Raw genomic sequence first — 19,658 nt, forward strand, 5'->3', positions numbered from 1 at the left:
ATCCGCTGTCGATAAAAGCTCGAGTAGAGCCTCCATACTCAGCTTAATCTGATTTGCTTCTTCTCCATAATATTCGATTGCGGTTGCTTGAATCAGAAGACTGCTCCCTGCGCGATACTCAACTTCATACGAAGCGGGAATGCCTCGGCCTCGCTGGCCGATCTTCCTGATCACTCGATATGAGCGGCCCCACAAAGGATGGTGGGGGTCCCTAACCTCGACCACCTCAGGAAATGATTCGTCAGACTCACTATCGGGGACATTCCTCAATCCCCTCGCTGGAGGGCATCGATTGGGGGATGCCGCAACACACGTGGCGGCCGCAGTAGCCGGCTGACCGCTGGGATTTTGAATCCGTGGCACGATCAGCAGTCCGGACAGACATTGCGTGTTGTGATTCTCTGGTCGGCGATGGGCGCTGATGGTTCTCTCCCCGACGATGTGACCACGCTGCAGGCGATTCTGCGCGCCGAGCGAGCGGCCCGGTTGGCCGCGGAGGCGGAAGCCCAGGCGGGAACATTGTTGATTGAGAAGCTCAAACTCACGATCAAGAAGCTGCGGCATGAGCAGTTCGGGCAGTCCTCCGAGCGAGGCGCGTTGCTGGACCAATTCGAGTTACAGCTTGCCGACCTGGAGAACGCGGCGCAAGCAGAGACCGCGGCGAAGGTGGCAGCCGAGAAGATTGCGGTGCCATCGTTCGAGCGCCGCAAGCAAGCTCGCCGGCCGCTGCCGGAGCAATTGCCGCGAGAGCGCATTGTCTATCCGGTGCCGGCTACCTGCCCATGCTGCGGCGACAGCCGATTGTGCAAGATTGGCGAGGACGTAACCGAGACGCTGGAGTTTATTCCGCGCCAGTGGAAGGTGATCCAGCACGTGCGCGAGAAGCTCGTCTGCCGGGCCTGCGAAGCGATGACCCAACCGCCGGCCCCCCTCGCATCCGATTGCGCGCGGGCGTGCAGGGCCCAAGCTGCTGGCCCATGTTCTGTTTGCCAATTACGGCCTGCACCCCGCTTCATCGTCAGAGCGATGTCTACCAGCGTGAAGGCATCGATCTCGACGTTTCGACGCTCGCGCAAGGGGGTAGGTGCCTACGCGGCGACCCTGATGCCTCTGGTCGAGGCGATCCGGAGTCACGTCTTCGCAGCCGAGCGCATCCACGCAGATGACACCACGGTGCCGGTCTTGGCAAAGGGCAAGACCCGGACGGGCCGGCAGACCGTCCGTTTGCCGGCCCAGATCCGCCGGCGGCGGTTTCTTCTACTCGCCCGATCGTGGCGGTGCGCATCCGGAGCAGCATCTGGCGGGTTATGCCGGACTGATGCAGGCCGACGCCTACGCCGGCTTCGGCAGGCTCTACGAGGCCAATCGCAAGGGCGGTCCATCATCGAGGCCGCGTGCTGGGCGCACGGCAGGCGCAAGTTCTTTGATCTCGCGCGCTCAGCAAGGCGCCGATCGCGGCCGAGGCGGTAAAGCGCATCGATGTTCTGTTCGCTATCGAGCGCGAGATCAACGGTTTTACTGCGCAGGAGCCTTTGCGTGTGCGCCAGGAGCGTAGCCGCCCTCTGATCATCGAGCTGGAGGCGTGGTTGCGCGAGCAGCGCGCCAAGCTCTCCAGGAACAACGACACGAGCAAGGCGATCAATTACCGCCTCAGCCGGTGGGATGCATTTAGCCGCTTCCTCGATGACGGACGGCTTTGCATGACAACGGATGGTGTTGAGAAGTCCTTACCTTCAGTTCGTGGCAACTTTTTTGGTTTTTCCTTCCAGGCAGCCACCATGCGTTCGTAGGCCTGCTCGACGCGTGCGACGTAACCAGCTTCCCGTTCGCGGATTTCCTTGATCCAATAGTCCCGGCCCGGGCCAGCCTTGCCGTAGGCACGGGGAGCCCCAGCCTTCAGAGCCACCTTCCGGAGTTTCATCGCCGTGAACGCTGGCCGCGCGTAAGCGTAGTCCTTCCCGGTCGTCAGGACGTGCCAGATCATGACTGCGAGCTTGCGCGCCGTCGCGACGGCTGCGACCCCGGCCCCGTGCTTTTTCTGCGTTCGGTTGAAGAATGCTCGCAACGGACCCGGCGCCGTCTTGGCTGACCACGCCGCCTCAACCAGCATCTTGCGGGCGTCACGGTTGCCCTGCTTCGAGATCCGGCCATGCCGTGCCGGGTGCTCGCCTGACTGCCGAACCCGCGGAGTCAACCCGAAATAGCTGCTGAGCTTATCCGGCGACGGGAAGCGTGCGATGTCGCCGATGGAGGCCAGTACACTCGATGCGACAACCGAACTCACGCCGGGGATCGTCATCAGCTTGAGAGCCCGTGGATCGTCCAGAGCCTGCTGGGCCACGACTTTGTCGATCTCCGACAGTTGCTTCGTCACGCGTTCGAGTTCCACGATCAGACGCCAGAGCATTGCACGCTCCTCCGATGGGAGAGGCAGACTGTCCAGCCAATGCTGTCCGCGCTTGCCGAAGAGATAGCCTTTGTAGGGCGGGATGAGGTTGGCATGCAGGATAGCCTTCATGCGTCCTTTAATCCGGATGATCTGCGCCAAGACGCCAGCGCGCTCGGCCATCTGGCGCCGGCGGCTGTAGGTGTCCTCGTCAGCAACCCAGACCTCCGGCAAGAAGCCGGCAGCATGCAACCTTGCCAGGGTCCCAGCATCGACCTTGTCCGTTTTGACTCGCGCATAGGCAATCGCCCGAACGAGCCTCGGATTGGCGACCGCGACGCGCTTAACGTGCGGGCGCAGAATACGTTCGACAGCCGCGCTGTTGCCCGTCACCTCGATGACCACCTCATCTTCGAGGCTGAGTGTCTTGGCAAAGGCGACAAGCCGATCGTGGACGAGATCTACGCGGAGCTGTCTGATTATTGTTCCGTCCTCCAGGATCGCCACCTGGGCGAACGATCGGTGGATGTCCATGCCGACGATTTGCATGCTTGGTTCTCCTTGTCTCAGGAGCCAGTGGCTTGCACGACATCTACGGATCCGCGCTCGCAGCGCAGCCGGGCAAGTCGTAGGGGGCGGCCAAGTAACAAAGCGAGCTCACAGCTCATGGTCATGGCGGCCTGCCACCGTTTCGTGCTCCAGCGCCCCTATCCCGGCTTCGACAGACTAATCCGGACGACCAGTCCTCTCCACCGGGTTTGAGCGCTGAAAACATCATGCCCTTTAACAATGCTCCCGAGCGTGAGCTACGGGCGCTCGCCGTGGGACGAAAGAATTGGACCTTCGCGGGCTCCGATGAGGACGGCCGACGTGCGGCCGCCATCTACAGCCTTATCGCCACCGCCAAGCTCAATGATATCGACCCGCAGGCTTGGCTTGCCGACGTGCTGGCGCGCCTACCGGATCACCCTGCCAAGCGCATCAACGAACTGCTGCCTTGGAATTGGCAGCCTCAAAGCGTCGCCCACGCCGCTTAAGCACCATCAGCCTTCCGCCTATACCCTAAGCCAGGGACCTTAGCCGGATGCGTACGATTCGCACGACGCATAAGCGTCTGAAACAAGCCTATAACAACCACATGCCCTTTGCTCGAGGCACTTGCGTTCATCAATCTCTAAGAGACCGCGCCTTTTGCGAATCAACCTCTGTTCTTCGAATTGGCTTAGAGTCTCAGTGACCCCGGCCCGGCGCAATCCCAGGACAGAAGAAAGATACTCATGGGTAACTGGAAGCACACGAGCGTCCACGGCGTCGCTAGCCAGACAGAGCCAACTCGCGAGCCGCCTTTCGCGGCCGTGCCGGACCCCGCACAATCCTGTCTGGGCGCAATGCAGGGCGAGTGCTTGATCGTACCTGGAAAGATGTTCCCGGATTTCAGGACGATCATTCATCACGTGGCGCAAATCCTCCACACGAATCCTGTGCGCATTTCCGGGAAAGAGCACAACAGCTTGATGCGTCGAGATTTGTCTGCCCATTAAAAGCGAAGCACCAATCGCGCCACGATACCCTATTACCGCCACCTCCAGGAGGCTACCTGTCGCGACAATCCTGAGTGAGACGAGCCCCGACTCGACAAAATAGACATGATCAAGGGGCCTTTTCGGCTCCTGTAGCAGGGTCCGTTCTTTCAGGACAATCGGCTCAAGGAACGGCCCTAGGGCCGCCAGGTCTTGAGGAGAACATTTCGCTAGAATTGCGTTTCCGACAAAGGACTGAGGGCCACGAGCCTTTCCAGGCCGGCGAAGCATTTGCTGTGTATCGGACACCTGTTTCAGGACGGCATCCGCGGGGCGGTCGAGCCCTTCCAAGATATCGGGCACGGGGTCGCTCATAGTGTGGCCTGTCTCTTTGCAATTGATCTAGCCGAGCAGCTGACTCTAGCGATTCTGCTATGTTGATTTGCGCAATGAGCCTCGTGGCAACGCCCAAATCCCGCATCAAATCGTCTTTTTCGGTGGATTCAACGCATCGAGCGTGGCCGACGGCCTTGCCGCCTTAGGCAACGCGCGGAGAAGCGCCTCTATGGATACGGATTGGGATAGTCTCCGATTAGCGGCCGACGTGATAGAAGCAGGCCGATGGCGACCTCGTTGAGAACGGGAGCTCAGGAGCATCCTGGACGCCGTGTCAGATTATTGGGCGGCGATCCGGGCTTCCGCCTTCCGCCATCGCCTGCACTTCGACAACGACGGCCGCCTCCACCTGCGCCGAAGGATGCCCACCTAGCGACGAATGGGTCTCCTACCAGAGAGAGTGGTGAGAGCTCGGCGCGTCTCACTCGCTCCGGCAGCCCACAGCAAGACGCAATCGAGATCGACTATTCAGGCGAGGCTTGATGAGGATCCCCAGCGATGTAGATGCCGCACCACTAAGCGCTGCAGTCCGCGACATTGGCAAGCTATGGCAGCGATGATCCCGATGCCGTCTCCCGGATGGATCGCGACCCGCCAGACCGCCTGGTTGCGTGAAGATCTGAGCAACCGTCGAGCTTCATGCATCCGAAGTTGTTCCCGTCGAAGGTACTGGATTGATCAACCGATAAGGGCCGACACGGCGTTTGCGCATCCCCAAGAGAGACTAAATCCGGACCCACCGTGTCCGTAATTATGGACTACGCATGTACCCGTCTCTAACATCTCTCGTTCAAGCCTGAGGCCTGACGGCCTTACTGGCCGCACTCCGACGACGAGCTGCCGAGGCCGTTCGCTTGCACTATGCCGAACCCAAGGAACGTAACGGCCGGCCCGGGCTACCACGTCCGACCACTTGATGGTTTCGACGAGGTCATTCAGGCCAGCCTCCGCACTACCGCCAATCATGACCTCTCCCCCCCTGGGTATCACGTAGGCCATGCCGTCTGGATGGTCGTCGTCTCCAATATATTCGATGGGCGATCCGTCATTGGATGCGACCACAAAGTATTGCCCTTTGTAAGGTTCAAAAGCTTCGTCGTTGACGAGGGTTGCGGCTCCCAATCCGGTGCAATTAACGACAATATCATGTTGACAGCTGAGATCAGCCAAGCGCTCGACGTGCTGTCGCCTGAACTGCACGTTCCTCCTCTCGGCCTGCTCGACTAGCCAGTTCAGATAAGAGGACATTTTCGCCGCCGGCGCCTTCAATCGGTACCCCCACTTCACAGGGGCATTCGAAAGTGAGCTAATGGAGCCATGGAGCGCGCCTTCCGGCTCATTAAATCTCTGCAGCTCGTCATCTGTTAAAAACGCGAACTCGGGTGGAATATGCGACCAGGCGGGCACATGCCTCCGCTGGGCTCTAAAGAGCTCAACGCCACCAATGATTTCAACGCCGGATTCCGGATAAAGACGGGATATATCAAGCAATCGTTGCAGCGTCACCGAAGACCACTCAAGTACTTCCGCGGTTTCAGGGACGAGATACACGTGCCACACAGCTGTGGCTTTGACCGAATCAGTATCGGCTCCGAACTTGTCAGCGATGATTTGCACTTCATACCGGCTGGCTAGTACGATTGCAGTGGTGAGACCGACGACACCAGCTCCCACGACGCAGATGGACTTTGTCATCGGGAAGCCCTCGTATTTAAGAGCACACGCTGAAACGCCTTGAACAATTTTTCTGCCGCCGCGGCACGATCTTTGCGCAACTCCGTTGCTGTCTGCGTCACAACATGACCCGGAGGCGTCAATGGAGATCCTCCCAGCGAGAGAGCCAGAATCTGCACTCTACATGCAACTTCCATATAGTGCTGCAAATAGACCGCTTCCTCGATGTTTGGGGCCACGACGAGGAGCCCATGGTTGCGCAGCAGGCCAACTCCTCCTGTCTCAAACAGTCGCATGAGGGCAGGGTCAATCTCTGCCTCACGGAACAGTCCCTGATACTCGACACAAATCGTTTCAGGAATGAGTTCGACGGCTGTCTGCGAGACTGGAAGAAGCCCTGCGGCGGTTGTGCCAACAGCCAAGGCATTTTCGGAATGCGTGTGCAACGCGCTACCTGGTCGCGCCCGTACCTTATGGATCAGCCGATGAAGCTTATATCCGTCGGCATTCACACCCAGCTTTTCTGGATTCAGCTTGTCAATTTCATCGAGAGGAACCGTGATCCAGTCCGATGGCGTCATTTCAACGGCAAGAACACCATCGGGATTCATGGAAACAAAGATGCGTCCTCGACCGTCGACCCATGCGGTTGAAATGTGATTAAATATTGCGTCAACGTAATTCAGCTTTCCAAGTATTCGCCATGCATCTGTCATCTTGGCGTTGACAAGGTGCATATCACTTCCCTCGTTCAGCGACGCAAAGTCTTATTCCAAGATCTTCATATGCATTGTATGGAGGATCAAAGCTTCTGAACGTTATTTCCGCCGCTTCGATCTCGGACGATAGCCACGAGGACCCGCGCGCAACCCGATCATCCAGGCCACAGACGTCTGCTTCTTGCCGGAAGGCCTCTTCAGAGTATGGCTTTGCTTTTGAAAGCGTCCATTCCCAGACATTGCCGACGATATCATGAAGACCACTCGAATTGAACGGAAATAGCCCGACGGCGCAGGGCCGAAGGGCCCTCGCCTCCTCGTTACTTTCTGCGGCCCGCAAATGAGCGTTCTCGTAAGGAGCCCCCTCCGTCCAGGGATAGGGGTTGTCTCCACTCAGTTGCCGGGCCACGCTCTCCCACTCGGCTTCTGTCGGCAGACGTACCTGTTGACCTTTGTCCAGTTTTCCCTCCTTGCGAAGCCGGGCGTCGATCCAGCTCGCATAAGCCAGCGCCTCCCACCAATTCACCCCGACAACCGGTTGATTTGGCCTGTTGTGTGAAGGGGCGGACCAGTACATCGGGGAAGATCGCTTTATCATTCGCTCGCATTGATCCGGGAAGTCTTCAGCAATCAGGCGCTGCCCAAGCACTTCACTCGTGAGGTGCGTCGGTGCAACGTCCCGAGCACGGTTCAGGACGGCATTGCGGAAGTCATCATCACCGCTTGCCCACGTCCATCCTTCGGCACTCTGCCAGTGCTCCCGCTGCTTGTAGCCTCCATCATCCAGGAACTGCTTGTATTCGGCGTTGGTCACCAAGAACGCCGATAACGCAAAGCGGCTTAGCATTCCCTTGATGGGAGGTGAGGCAGGAACGCTGGAATATTTCGTTATTCTCGTGATATGGTTGGTCGATCGCCCAATCTGCCTGGGTCCGGTCTCTAGCCAGAATAGCCTCGAACTGAACTCGGCCTCGAGCCTCGGGTCGCCTAACGTGCCCAGAAGATCGCCGATCCGCATCCTCTTCGAGAACGGCAGCGAACGCCTGCTCAGCCACTTGAGCAACTCGGATTGGGTCGCCAGGATCCTCTGTTTGAGGTCCCGCATCAAGTTCTGACCATGCGTGACGGATACTACTTCGCTGAGCATTTCGGCTCGGGCCAGAGCAGCTTCGATCGTGCGGCTTCCAGGCCCACCTCTCAATTCACCAACGAAGGCGTTTATTTCGTTCTTTCCTTCTTCGCTTGCCGCCCGCAGTCCGGCCCAATACCGGATCGGCGGATGCCACTTCTCGAGCAATGCGTAACCGCGTCGCTGAGTGACCGGCCGCTTGGCTAACGCATAACCGGCCAGCACCTCCCGAAACACGTTGTGCGCGAAGTCGTATTCATTTCGCCGCAGCGGCGGCAAGATGCCATGTCCGCGCCGAATATGAGCCGCAATGCTCGTGATAAGGTTTTCCCGGGTCTCGAAGAGCGTCGCTTCCGAGAGCCGGCACGTGTTTTTTGAGACGCGCCGAAGGTCTTCGTCAGTCAGGATCTTTGTCCCGCCCTGTACGAGCCGTTCTTGCGCCGTGAAGGCGGCTTCCGCAAGCGCGTCCAGTATCCAGCTTGCATGATCGGTAACGAGAAGCTTCTGTTCGCCGAACAGGTGCTTTTTGATGAAGAGCCGGTCAACAGCTCTGAGGCACAATTGACTCACAGATGAGGGGATATCGCGGCTCTCGTCCGAATAGATCGTTTGCAGGATGTTAAGCATCAACGGCGTTAAGCAAACAGCACCGAGCTCGGAGTTCGTCGAAATTGCACTGGCTACATCGAGTTTGCGCTTCTCCAGATCTGCTGTGTTAAGCCCTTCTTCTGCGCGAAGTCCAATCGCAACGTCGTGCCAGCGAACCACTGCTTCCCTTGCCTGTTCTGGCGAGAAATTAGAGATTTCAAACAGGGCCGCTGGCCTTATCTTGGTTCGATCGTCCTCGTGCCAGTCCGCCACGCGGCTGGTCACAATTGTGCTGAGGCCACCTGTCCGGAAGCTCTCGTTGTTTGGGATGTTGACGCTTCGTATCAAAGCGGCAGCCTCAATCCGTGTAGGTATCTGGTCGCCGGTTCCGTGCGTCAGTGGAAGCTCGTCCAGGCCGTCGAAAATCAACGTGGCGGTCTTCACGGATTTTTCCAATTCGAGGAGCGCCCCTTCATCCAACTCGAGTTCAACTGCTCGCAGTGCACACTCTACGATCGCCCGCTGATTGGTCCTGTCTTTTAGCTTCAAAGACGCGAGTGGCACGTAGAACGCAAAGCGGTCCAACTTGCTTGCAAGAAATTCTTGAGCAAATCTGGTGGTCAGGAATCGAGCAAGGGTCGATTTGCCATATCCCGGATGGCCAATCACGACCGCACATTGCGCTGTGGTCGTCCAAAGAGCATTTATATCCCGCTCGACATTTCGTTCATCGGCAGTTCGGAATGTCGGCGGCACCCATAGCTCGCGGAGATTGCTACGCCGGGCAGCAGCCCGACCGGACCGATCGAAGACGAATTCGGCAGGGTCTCCGTACTCCAGGCTATCCAGCTTGGCGATCGCTGCAGCCAAATACTGTGCTTCGCCGTCGGCGAGTGATCTTCGAACGGAAGAGGATGATGGCGCTACTCTGATCACTTTCTCTTCAGGAGTTCGCTGCCTTTTCGGGCCATCGCCATCCATCTGTTCCTCGCAATATACTTTACGAATCTCGCATACACGGAAATTGACTCAGCGCCGTCAGAGTCCCGGTCGCGGAGCGTCTCCAACACCTCCCTTCCCGAGACACAAAATACAGGACCGGTTCTGGAATCTGGCTCGGCTCCCGATCGTCCAGCAGCGGCACATTGAATGTGTTCTGGTTGGGCAAAATCGGCCTTTGCGTATCCACCAAGGGCCGGCCCTCAGCTTCGACCCGCCAAACATAGATCGGCGCCTTTGTCAGGTTCTGTATTTCGAGATCCCACTGCCGGCCCCTCACCAGATCTGTGACATCCTCTTGCACGAGCTGCGACGTGAGCCAGAGATAGACCGCGGTCTGTTCATCAATCGACTTCTGTTCTTGTTCCTTTCGATTTTTCACAAACTGCCAGATGAGCGACACCAACGCGGTCATTACGCCAAGAAACGTCGCGCTACCGGATACAACCTGGCCCCAAGAGCCGAATTTTTGATAATCAATTGCGCCGAGCCGAATGCCCCAGTAATTGACCGTAACGAGCATCAAACAGAAGAAGAGCAGCAGCAGAACAGCTACCGAAAGTAACGCAAACACGATCTGGTCAGTCGTGCTGCGCCGCAGTCCAGGGCCGCGCATTTCGGTCACCTGACCCTATAGGGGTCCTCGCCAGACTTGATCATGTTGATGATCGATGCGACCGCCCGATTGGCCATCGCATCCCGCGCATCGCTGGTAAGCGAAGCAATGTGGCCGGTTATCATTAGTCGTGTCGGTATGAGCACCTTGGCAGCACCGGCGATCTCGGCCTGCTCGTAAAACCCATCGAAGGCTGCATAGCCGAGCCTTCCTGCCAAAAGGGCGTCCAACAAAGCTGTTGGGTCAACGATCTCGGCGCGCGCGCTGTTGATCAGAATGAGCCCGGGCCTGAACCTGTCAAACTGTCTTCGCCCGATCAAACCGCGCGTTTCGTTATTGCCTGGTGTCATGACAATCAGGACGTCGACACTCTCCGAAAGCTCGTCAAGCGGCCGGTAAGTCAACCCAAGGCGCGCCTCCTCGGCTGGCTTTCGCGTTCTTGAGAAGTAAGAGACGGGACAATTAATGCCCCATCTCAGAATTTCAGCAATACGGGTGCCAATGCCACCGAGACCCACGATTCCGACATGCAGATTCGCCAAGTCTCTTTGTTTTTCTTCCTTCCCGGAATTTCCCTCAGAGTACGCCAGCGCGTATTGATGGATGCGGCGGGTCGAGTTCAAAAGCAGGCCGATTGTGAATTCGGCAACGGCATTGCTGAGAGTGCCCGGCGTGTTGGTGACTGCGATCCCACACCTGTCAGCCGCATCGGCATCGATAAATGATTGATACCCCATTCCAAGAAAGGCGATTATCTTGAGTTTCTTTGCGCCTTGAAGTGCCTTTGCTGTTGCAAACTCGTCTCCGCCCAAGAGGTATCCCGCCTTATCGGCCAGGGCTGCCGCGAGTTCATCCTCAGATAACAGATTTGTCGGGTTCTCGACCACAAATCCCGCTTCAACCAGCGGCTTTAGCAATTCCTCGCGAACGCTGGTGCCAGTTACCAAGATCTTGTCTGACATGATCACTTCCTCTGTGTTAAACGCCCAGCTGCGCCTCGCGCAGCAGCTCGTCATAGTAGCGCACCCTGGCGCTGACGCCGTGCGACGCGCCGGCCAGATACTGCCGCGCGTCATAGCCTAGCTTTTCAAGCGCGGTCGCCGCTTCAGCGATGAGGCGGGTATGCGCCTCGTCTTCTCCAATGTTCGCGTGAAGGAAGCTCTTGTAGTCTGCTGTTGGCAAAGCGGTATCGAAACAAGCCTCCACCGCTCGATATTCGGCGAGAAGCATTTGCTCATTTCCGACGCCAAGAGCTCCAAGCGCTCGCATTGGATCAGCCTCAGTTTGCTGCAACGCTTCGATGAACGATGCTACCGCTTCGGTTACTTTGACCGGTCGATCTGATAGCCCAATGGACCTGCACAACTTCCAAATGAGCCACGGGTGAGAACGATCTGCAATCCCGCCACGGACTGAGCTGTGCTCGCCATCGACGACCGGCATCAGAAGTGAGCGAACGTGAACATTCGCAATCCTGGCAATTACTCGAAGCAGGATCTGCGAAAACGGGTTGGTGACCACAGCCTCCTGGCTCGCCCAAAGTGCTAGAGCATCTGGGTGATTCTTTGCGTACTCGAAAAAGGGATGCACCTCTATTCGAGCGCGCCGCTCAATCGCTTCCGCTTCAGCAATGAATGGGGCAATCGGCCAATGGACAATTGGCTGGAAATATTTGTCCACCGGAAACGCGGTCCTTGGCAAAGCATCGCTATTCATAGCTTCCCTCAGCATTCCGGGCACACCCCTCCGTGCGAGTTCATAACAGGATCAAAAATACATATTCACCGCGATTTCATCGTCTTTCGCAGTACTCCAATCCGCTCAAGACCAAGAAGCACGCCCATCATGATAGATTGTAAAATTTGGGCCGCACGGCGCTCTTCATTTAAGATGCATCAACGCAATGGCGAGCGGCTGCGCGCCCCTTACAACAAAATGCCACCTATTCGTCCAATACCGCCTTCCTTGTACCGGCCCAGCCCATCCCGCCGAGCCAAACCGGAAAATGTTCGCAGATGGCTGCCTGCAAGACGTTGCGCAGTTTTGATTTTGATCACGAGATCGAAGCCCTATCTGCGGTCGCTGTTCGACCGAGTCTTTTTAATTGGAACAGCGACGAGAAGTTGCGAGACAAACGGCCAAACGGCGCAGGAATTCACCGATTTTTGGGCCTCCGCGCAGCATCGAGGCCAACACCATCGTCTGGAGAAGGTCACGAGCTCGCGAGACAGCGCTCTGTCGGGACGCCCATAGGGAAATCGTGAGTCGAACTAGATGCTGATGAGGGGCGGGCAGCGCTGAGACCGGGTTCGAGGGTGAATCCGCCGCGTTCGCCTCGGGCGCTTCGCGTCGCGCTGAACATCGACGGCTGGCGCGTACGAATGGCGGGTTGGACACCTGGTCCAGATCGGACCATGGACAAGGTTTCGATCGCAGCTTCTGGCAACAGCCCAGCTTTTCATCGTTCAGTACAACGCTGGAGCCGCCCCATCATCTCCGCTATCTCGATTTTCTCAAGGGTGCGTAATGGCGCGCCCCAAGAAGGCGCAGCGCGAGCATCCGATCAACAGCTAAAGATGGAGAAAGTGACATGATAGCCGACTGAAAGACCGGCAGACGACCTGTGCGAGGACGTAAAAACAGGGAATGACCTGCGTTCTCTACTTATCGATCTTTGAGAACGTATTGATGACTGCAACAGAATCGCGGACGGCACGCGCGAGCGTCAAGAGATTGGATCAGACCACGGATATCTTCAAACGGCCCCTGGATCTATGGGGCCTATCCGGGCTGTAGCGAGAAGCCTTACGGTCTACCAAACGGCTGGGCAAGGCGGGAGAGGATCATCCTTGGACGACCATGCCTGGTCTCGGCTCGCGGCAGCAAAGATCGGGGCTTAAAAAGGGGCACGCGAACCGGGGTGGTGGGCGACGACAGCAAAGTGGGCGCGTCTGCACGGTGCCCTCGACACCTTCCCTGCCTCTAAATCGAGATACTTGCAGATGCGCAGCGATGTGCGGCTGTGTGAGGCCGCCATCGGCCTGATCTGTCGAGCCTGCGTCGCGGCCCGCCTTAAGCGTTGTTGAGGTAGCCTCCTCGCCTCGCCACCGCGTTGCGCGAGTTCACCAACCGGCACATCCGTGCCAACCGCCATGACCACGTATAAGCCTTCCGAAAACCAGGAGCAGGGTAGTGTTCTAGGCCCAGGCGGGCCGGCGCAGCGCTCGCTGCCCCTAAGGTGCTTTGCGGGGCAACAGCCATGAAACATCCACTATGGACCTTGATAGTTTTCGAAGCGCAACCCGCGATATAGTCTCAGTCACGCGCCAATTCAGCCTCATGAGAGAACAGTCGGGTGGAAGAAGCATTCGCAATAGTTACTCTGCTAGCCATTCGACTTCGCTGAACCCGACGTCCACGTCGAGAGGCCGTTAAGACGCGGGAACGCGACGCAGCGCGGATATTCGCTTCGCTCTGGGGATGCTGTCGCAGCGAGCATGCAGGCAAGGAGACTGGCCGAGGATCAACAGGAGAGTGTACAACGAGAGTACTGCCAACAGCCCCTATGCATAGGTTCGCGCCCGTCAGTTCGATCGGCCGGCGTTATCTCGAATTGCAGGCTCGTCTGAGGCTGAGGCTACGCTGCTCGCTACAACAGTCTGAACGTAAGGAAAAGTCATGCCGGACATCGTCGTAACGGATGTAATCGCTTCTTCCATGCTACAGGCGATCGAGCGGCGTAATGAGGATTTCGGTGGTGTCATCACCGGCGTCGGCAATAGCCGACCCATTGCTATGGTATCACAGGATTCCCCGACCAAGCGCGCTCTCGGCGGTGCGTAGGACTTCCATCGGCAGGACTGCTGTTCCTGGACTCGTTCTTTCTGCCAAGGCAATTGCGCGGGAGGGGTTTTGGAAACGCGATCTTGAAGACATTTGAAGAAGAGGGCCGACAGTGCGGCTGTCGATCGACCTTCCTTTACACCGCCAATTTTCCGGATTTCTACACTCGGAACGGATGGAAGGCCTTCGGCCGAACGCCTTGCGACCCGCCCGGAGCATTCCGCGTTTTTATGACCAAGAGCCTGGAAGCGCGCTCATAGCCTGCTTAGGGCCCAACAACAGATGGATAGACCAGATAATTGCCCAAAAGAGCGCCCCACATCGCAAATTCGGATGGCTATGGTTCGCTGTTGCGACTCACAGCTGCGTGGATGTGGTCGGAAGAAGAGCGAAAACAGACGCATGGCGTGTCGGAACCGAACTCCAGAATGAACTGTATGCGTGCGACGAAGGCCTAGGCCGCATGCAGGCCTGAAATCGGATCAAGCCGAACAGGAAATGCACTTCCAAAGCTACGAATGCGGCCTACCGAGTAGGGTCGTCGCGACGCCGCACTCTCACCAGAACGCGTCCCAGCGTGGCAGCTGGAAATCTCACCCCTACCACAACTATCAAAGGCCGAAAGCATGTTGTTTCGAAGGACAGCTATCGGGAGCAAAATTCTCCAGCTCGGCCAGAGGGCCAGCAAGGCCACATGCCGAGCCTCCCGCAGTAGTGAGGTGGGTTGCCCTGCACTACGCGACGGAGATTCAGCCGGGCTTGGCCGGCTCCGATGAGCGTCGCGGCGCGCTGCACTCGCTCGAGTTCGTAATCAGCGTTGAGCGCCGTTAGGTCTCATTGTTCTGGCAGATCGTCCAACCAGCAGGCAGCCTCGACGTAAGGCCGGGAAAAGATTTGTCCGATCTTCTCGGGAACTTTGTTTTGGTGATATCGCATGTACACGCGGCCATCCTCTCCCAAATCCAGTATTTCGATCTTTCCTGTGTAATGAGACATGATGTATTTGAACGTCTTCTCGATGCCACTAAGGCGCTGGTTGACGCCGCGAGCAATCTCTATTCCCCGTCGGAGCGCAACCTGAAAATGAGATGCGCCCTTCACGGGCCTCGCTTGAAAGAGGTAGTAAGGGCGCACTCCGGTGTCGTGGCATTTGGCGAAGGTTTCTGCGAGGATTTTGGGATCATCGTTGACCTTCGCGAGAAGTACGGCCTGGTTGAGGAACTGCACGCCTTGCGCTCGCAACGAGCGAACTTTGTGCTCCGCATCGGACGAGATCTCACCAACGTGATCGAAATGCGTGACGATTATTGGAGCTTTGCCTGCCTTGTGAATCCGCTCGAACAGTGTCGGCAGAGCAGAATCTTCAAACCGCCTTGGTTCATAGGCGAGCATTTTTGTGCCAAATCTGATCGAACTCAAATGATTGATAGGCAGCAGGTGGTCAAGGATCCTATTCAGCTTGGCCGTACTAAGCACGAACGGGTCGCCTCCCGATAGCAATACGTTGGTCATCTCAGGATGGCGCGCAATATACTGCGCGACCTGATCGAAGTCTGGTGCGATTTCATCGGAATCCTTGCCCACGATTCGCTTGCGAAAACAATAACGGCAATATGAACCGCAGCGTTCCGTCACCAGCAACAGGCCGGTCTGCGGGTACTTGTGCTGCAGTCCCGGAACGACCGTGTTGTCGTGTTCGCCACTCGTATCCAAGGTGCCTGGGCTCTCGAACTCGTCCAGTGAGGGCTCTACAATGCGCCTCAGCTGATCGTAGTAGCTGCCTTTGGCAATCTGCTCGCGATAGAACTTTGTGACATGATAAGGCGTGATGTTGTTGATTTGCAGTTCGCTCTCGCTAACTACGCGCGTTTCTTCGATGAAGTTCAGTACGCGTGCTTTGCAATCCTGCGGATCAGCTATGGTTTCCATTGCGACACCTCGTCTGTCCTGACCAGCGCGTTTTATGCGATACGAGCTGCTCGTCTACACTACAGCAACAACAGTGGATCGATACCTACCGGGTGTGGTGAGGGCTACCAGAGTCGGGAGTTGAGAGAGGCACTCTGTCCAGCTCAGCCGCACATTTGCAGGTGTCCGGTCGCCGGCGTTCAAGGCAGTCCAAGCAGCGGCTGCAAGCCCAATGCTCTGGTAGGCACCAGGCACGCTGGCACTGCCAAACATAGCAAAGCTCTGCGGAGCCAAGCTCTGGAAGTTGTAGCGGGTAGCACCATCGGTGTAGACCGCTTGCATGTTGATGGTCTCACCGGAGCCGGTCGGAAGATTCTTGATGGGCGATGCCAGCTGAGCAGCCCAACCCCGCTTGTCGCCCGGATGACGGCTCGGCTCGGTCGCACCGTAGTACGCAACATGATTGTTATGCGCTGCGACCGAGGCCTGAAAAAGCCCCAAGCCTGATCGGCGCGGACCGAGCCCTGGATATCAGGAGCCCTCGTTGCGCCAAGGTCATTGGTGCCAAAGCTGCCAGAACCAAAGCCTGCCACTGACGTAAGGCCGGCGCCGACATTATATAGGTTACTCTGGTAGTAACGGTCGAATCAACAGCCGAGATCGATGCAGTCCTGCCCTGGCCGAAGTCTGCGCAAAAGAAGTCGGGTCGACGTTTTCCGACGACGTCCAACTACTTTCGCCCCCAATTCATCATGACTTGCGGCGCCCTCTCGAACGCTACCGATGGATCGACGAGCTAACTAGCGTCGCGATACGGATGATTCCGCTCGCGCCAATCATGCCTGATCGAGCTCGTGAGAGGCGCAATAACTTTGTACGAAACGAACAAACGTGCAGGCTGGCTCCTCCGTTGTGATCAAATGGAGTCACAACCGTCCGAGGCAACAGGTGACTCGAAAACTTGCTATGCGCGCGACAACATTGCAGAGCGCCAGTTCGGTGATGAGCTGGGGGCACATCGATCTGGGCGACATATTGCGGAGCTCTTCGCAGCGTTCTCGGCGCCAGCAATACTGATCGCGGGTCACTACCAGCTGACGCTATCTGCGCGTGGATCGTGGTTTTGTGAGCACAGAGCGCGGGTCCGATAGACCGATGTGCTGCCTCCTCTTGGGCATCGCATCGCGATCGCTCTCGATGGCGAACTCGCCATCGAGCTCATTCATGGTTCAAACGACTATCAGCGCTGCCGAATTTTTTGACCTTGCCCAACGGGTTAATCCAGTTTGAAGTTCGTGCTGGCCTACGACAAGGACCAGAGCATAGAGCGCAGTCGCTTCTCGGAAGAGCAGACCATCGGGATTTGAAAGGAGCATGAGGCCGGCGTTTCGGCCGCCGATTTGTGCCGCGAGCATGGCATCAGCGACGCTACAAATGAAAGGCCAAGTTCGGGGGACGGAGGTCTCCGAGGCCAAGCGGCTGAAGACGCTCGAGGACGAGAACACGCGGCTGAAGCGGCGGCTAGCAGACGCCGTGCTCAAAATCTGCGCTGCCGCGCATTGATAGACGGCCGACATACCAGCGCTTGTGCGGCTCGCCCCATTAGCGTCGGGGAACAGCGATTCGGTGACACGCATCGAATAATTCGATCAAAACCTCAAATTTGATGGGATTTTAAGTTAGGTTATAGCCAGTGGTTTGATGACCATCAAAATGGCTGCTTCCGCGCATGAGAGCTCGTGCGCTTGTGGCTTATAATGTGCGCCGGATCCGCGTCGAGCGCGGTATTCCGCAAGAGCAATTAGCCTACGATGCAGGTATTGACCGCTCCTACATGAGCGGACTTGAGCGCCAACAGGCAAACCCGACAATCGATCTTCTCGATCGCCTGGCCGAGACGCTCGGCGTGGCCGTCTCGGAGCTGTTTGTTCGGCCGTCCAAGGGTGCGCCGCCGCCCGCTACCTTACCTAAAGGTCGCAAGCCGAAGTCGGCACGCCGCAAAAAGACGTAGCCCCCGTTACAGCACCGAGCTGTTGACGCAGATCTTCTGCGGTCCTGGACCAGTATCAGTGGCCTAGCGTGGAGTTTAAGCGCAACCGACCCTTTATAAGCTGCAATCCCCCTGTGGACATCGAGTAATGTGATGAATGTTCATTCTGGCGCCGGAGCAGACAGTGGCGGCTCAAGACGACGACGTTCCTTTGAACGCCATCCGCGCTTTTGTGACCGTTGCCCGCGAAGGCAGCGTCACGCGCGCTGCCACCACTTTGGGAACAACACAGAGTTCAGTCAGCCGCTATTTGTCTGTACTGCGGGACTATCTGGGTGCTGACCTGATCGAGCGGCGTGGACGGCGCAGTGATTTAACCGAGTTTGGGAGGCTATTCGCAAACGCAGTCTCTGAACCGATCGAAACGGTCGGCTTCACCGCGAAGAGAATGCGACGCCGTGCAAGCGCAGGAGGCAATCGGATTGTGGTCCGCACGTCACTATCGACCTTTGCTTTCTCTCTTCTTATTCCAAATCTGCAGGCGTTCTCTTCTGAAGCCGGTGGCGTGATCGTGGACATCGTCAGCTCGCTGGCGCCGCCGACATCTTCGGATGATTTCGATATTTTGATTACACGGGATCTTTCCGTCATCGAACCCGCCGACAGTTGGGAGATCTACAAAGAGGAGCTGGTGTGTGTCGGCCCGCCAAAGCTCGTCGGGGGCAGAGAGCTCTCGATTGTCCGCTCAACCCCTATACTGAACATCACGTCCCGTCCCGACATCCTGCCGACATGGCTGAGAGCCATGAACCTGTCTTCAAGTGACATACGAGCGGGCGCACGGTATGATCACAACTATCTTGCTTTGCCGGCCGTCATGACAGGAAAATGCCTTCTTGTCGCGCCGGAAATCATCGTCAGTGATCTGGTGCGAGGGGGCGCTTTGCAGATAGTCCCCGGCTCCCGGGCTCCAAGTGGCATGCAATACCGCGCCTATGCTGTGGATCGCAGCGCGCACCCCGAGATTGCACGTTCTTTCTGCCGATGGCTGGCTCGGCTTTGCAAGAAGGTCGCACTTGCACAGGCTGCCTGACGTCTAGCGGTCTCCCTCAATCCGGTACAGCAGGAGATCAATGTTCAAGTCGAGAGCGCTCAAGTTAGAAGCTATTCCAGCATAGCCGTCAAAGCCTACGCAGATGGCGCCGCTCGGGTGCAACAATCAAGACGCCAACCATGAGATCTGAGCGCAAAGTCTTTATGCTATCCGACATCGTGCCATGGCAGCAGAAGAATTGGCCGGCAGAACGGAAGGTAGGCCGCTTATCGCGCCGCCCCCTCTACTTGTCATCCCTACCCCTGCGTTTGTTGAGCAATGCTCGCCAGCGAAGGCGCATGAGGCGACGCCCCAGCTTAACAAGACGAACGGTTCGGCTGCGCAAATCGTCTGTTTTCCAGGCGCGCTCGGCCACACGATGACTTCCAAACAGGCCTTGCGCAATTTGGCGGTAGCTATTTCCTTCCTGCCATCCATCCACTGCGCGCAGCGCAAGGATCAGCCGACGCTGCTTCAAAGCCGGCATAGCAAGAGGAGGCTGTCCGAGCGGCCGACGCTCGAGGGCGAGCCAAAATCGACGTGCAGCCCCCAAGCGAAGCTCGAAATCGGCGTCGAGCGGAAGATCAAGGACGACAGCATATCCGCTCACTGGAGGCTCCTTCAGCCAAAGGCGATGCTTCGTACCCCCGAGCGGCACGATCGCATGCCATCCATCCGGCGCGCGGCGAAGCTCGCCGCCCCGCAGATTGTCGAAAGCGAGCTGATAGCTTTTGGGTGCAATGCAGTTGGCCGGCCGCACAGCCAGTACGGTCGGCAGCACCTCGGGTGCCCAAAAG

14 protein-coding genes and 4 pseudogenes are annotated in these 19,658 nt (G+C 57.5%); 7 read left to right on the forward strand and 11 right to left on the reverse strand.

What is annotated here, in order from left to right:
- Nucleotides 1–411 precede the first annotated feature (411 nt).
- Nucleotides 412–846: pseudogene (locus QA642_RS40530) on the forward strand (IS66 family transposase); the annotation flags it as partial.
- Between the two features lie 316 nt (nucleotides 847–1,162).
- On the forward strand, nucleotides 1,163–1,555 hold the full coding sequence (locus QA642_RS40535) for a transposase (RefSeq protein ID WP_283087080.1): 393 nt from the start codon (nucleotides 1,163–1,165) through the stop codon (nucleotides 1,553–1,555).
- A gap of 192 nt (nucleotides 1,556–1,747) precedes the next feature.
- Here QA642_RS40535 and QA642_RS40540 read toward each other — a convergent pair.
- Nucleotides 1,748–2,920 (reverse strand): annotated as a pseudogene (locus QA642_RS40540) (IS110 family transposase); the annotation flags it as partial.
- Nucleotides 2,921–3,144: 224 nt separating this feature from the next.
- On the opposite strand from QA642_RS40540, the gene QA642_RS40545 reads away from it, so the two are divergent.
- Entirely contained in the window at nucleotides 3,145–3,423 is a 279-nt protein-coding gene (locus tag QA642_RS40545; RefSeq protein ID WP_349253814.1) for a transposase domain-containing protein, read from the forward strand.
- A 39-nt stretch (nucleotides 3,424–3,462) separates the two neighbouring features.
- On the opposite strand, the gene QA642_RS46660 is transcribed toward QA642_RS40545, so the two are convergent.
- From QA642_RS46660 to QA642_RS40580, 7 genes are all read right to left on the reverse strand, one after another.
- Nucleotides 3,463–4,281 (reverse strand): Crp/Fnr family transcriptional regulator, encoded by an 819-nt coding sequence (locus QA642_RS46660; protein ID WP_349253815.1) that lies wholly within the window; start codon nucleotides 4,279–4,281, stop codon nucleotides 3,463–3,465.
- A gap of 699 nt (nucleotides 4,282–4,980) precedes the next feature.
- Nucleotides 4,981–5,997, reverse strand: coding sequence for an FAD-dependent oxidoreductase (locus QA642_RS40555; RefSeq protein ID WP_283081838.1), 1,017 nt, complete (start codon nucleotides 5,995–5,997; stop codon nucleotides 4,981–4,983).
- A complete protein-coding gene (locus QA642_RS40560; protein ID WP_283081839.1) occupies nucleotides 5,994–6,713 on the reverse strand; it encodes a class II aldolase/adducin family protein in 720 nt (239 codons plus the stop codon). Before QA642_RS40560 ends, QA642_RS40555 begins: the two co-directional genes overlap by 4 nt.
- Before the next feature lies 1 nt (nucleotide 6,714).
- On the reverse strand, nucleotides 6,715–9,393 hold the full coding sequence (locus QA642_RS40565; protein WP_283081840.1) for an SUMF1/EgtB/PvdO family nonheme iron enzyme: 2,679 nt from the start codon (nucleotides 9,391–9,393) through the stop codon (nucleotides 6,715–6,717).
- Between the two features lie 19 nt (nucleotides 9,394–9,412).
- A complete protein-coding gene (locus tag QA642_RS40570) occupies nucleotides 9,413–10,027 on the reverse strand; it encodes a hypothetical protein (protein WP_283081841.1) in 615 nt (204 codons plus the stop codon).
- Nucleotides 10,028–10,032: 5 nt separating this feature from the next.
- The gene (locus tag QA642_RS40575) at nucleotides 10,033–10,989 is read right to left on the reverse strand and encodes an NAD(P)-dependent oxidoreductase (protein WP_283081842.1); all 957 of its coding nucleotides are present in this window, start codon (nucleotides 10,987–10,989) and stop codon (nucleotides 10,033–10,035) included.
- A gap of 16 nt (nucleotides 10,990–11,005) precedes the next feature.
- Nucleotides 11,006–11,743 (reverse strand): iron-containing redox enzyme family protein, encoded by a 738-nt coding sequence (locus QA642_RS40580; RefSeq protein ID WP_283081843.1) that lies wholly within the window; start codon nucleotides 11,741–11,743, stop codon nucleotides 11,006–11,008.
- Between the two features lie 1,962 nt (nucleotides 11,744–13,705).
- On the opposite strand from QA642_RS40580, the gene QA642_RS40585 reads away from it, so the two are divergent.
- Nucleotides 13,706–13,870: a hypothetical protein gene (locus QA642_RS40585; RefSeq protein WP_283081844.1), complete on the forward strand. Its 165-nt coding sequence runs from the start codon at nucleotides 13,706–13,708 to the stop codon at nucleotides 13,868–13,870.
- An 834-nt stretch (nucleotides 13,871–14,704) separates the two neighbouring features.
- Here the strand turns inward: QA642_RS40585 and QA642_RS40590 are convergent.
- Both QA642_RS40590 and QA642_RS40595 read right to left on the reverse strand, forming a co-directional pair.
- A complete protein-coding gene (locus tag QA642_RS40590) occupies nucleotides 14,705–15,799 on the reverse strand; it encodes a KamA family radical SAM protein (RefSeq protein WP_283081845.1) in 1,095 nt (364 codons plus the stop codon).
- 195 nt (nucleotides 15,800–15,994) lie between these two features.
- Nucleotides 15,995–16,475 (reverse strand): annotated as a pseudogene (locus tag QA642_RS40595) (porin); the annotation flags it as partial.
- Between the two features lie 625 nt (nucleotides 16,476–17,100).
- Here QA642_RS40595 and QA642_RS40600 point away from each other — a divergent pair.
- From QA642_RS40600 to QA642_RS40610, 3 genes and pseudogenes are all read left to right on the forward strand, one after another.
- Nucleotides 17,101–17,317: pseudogene (locus QA642_RS40600) on the forward strand (transposase); the annotation flags it as partial.
- A 190-nt stretch (nucleotides 17,318–17,507) separates the two neighbouring features.
- Nucleotides 17,508–17,789, forward strand: a complete 282-nt coding sequence (locus QA642_RS40605) for a helix-turn-helix transcriptional regulator (protein ID WP_271609295.1) — start codon at nucleotides 17,508–17,510, stop codon at nucleotides 17,787–17,789.
- A gap of 136 nt (nucleotides 17,790–17,925) precedes the next feature.
- Complete coding sequence (locus QA642_RS40610; RefSeq protein WP_283081846.1) at nucleotides 17,926–18,861, forward strand: LysR family transcriptional regulator; 936 nt, start codon at nucleotides 17,926–17,928, stop codon at nucleotides 18,859–18,861.
- Nucleotides 18,862–19,105: 244 nt separating this feature from the next.
- On the opposite strand, the gene QA642_RS40615 is transcribed toward QA642_RS40610, so the two are convergent.
- A complete protein-coding gene (locus QA642_RS40615; RefSeq protein WP_283081847.1) occupies nucleotides 19,106–19,642 on the reverse strand; it encodes a DUF2285 domain-containing protein in 537 nt (178 codons plus the stop codon).
- Nucleotides 19,643–19,658: the final 16 nt, after the last annotated feature.

The organism is Bradyrhizobium sp. CB2312 (genome assembly GCF_029714425.1).
Lineage (GTDB): Bacteria > Pseudomonadota > Alphaproteobacteria > Rhizobiales > Xanthobacteraceae > Bradyrhizobium.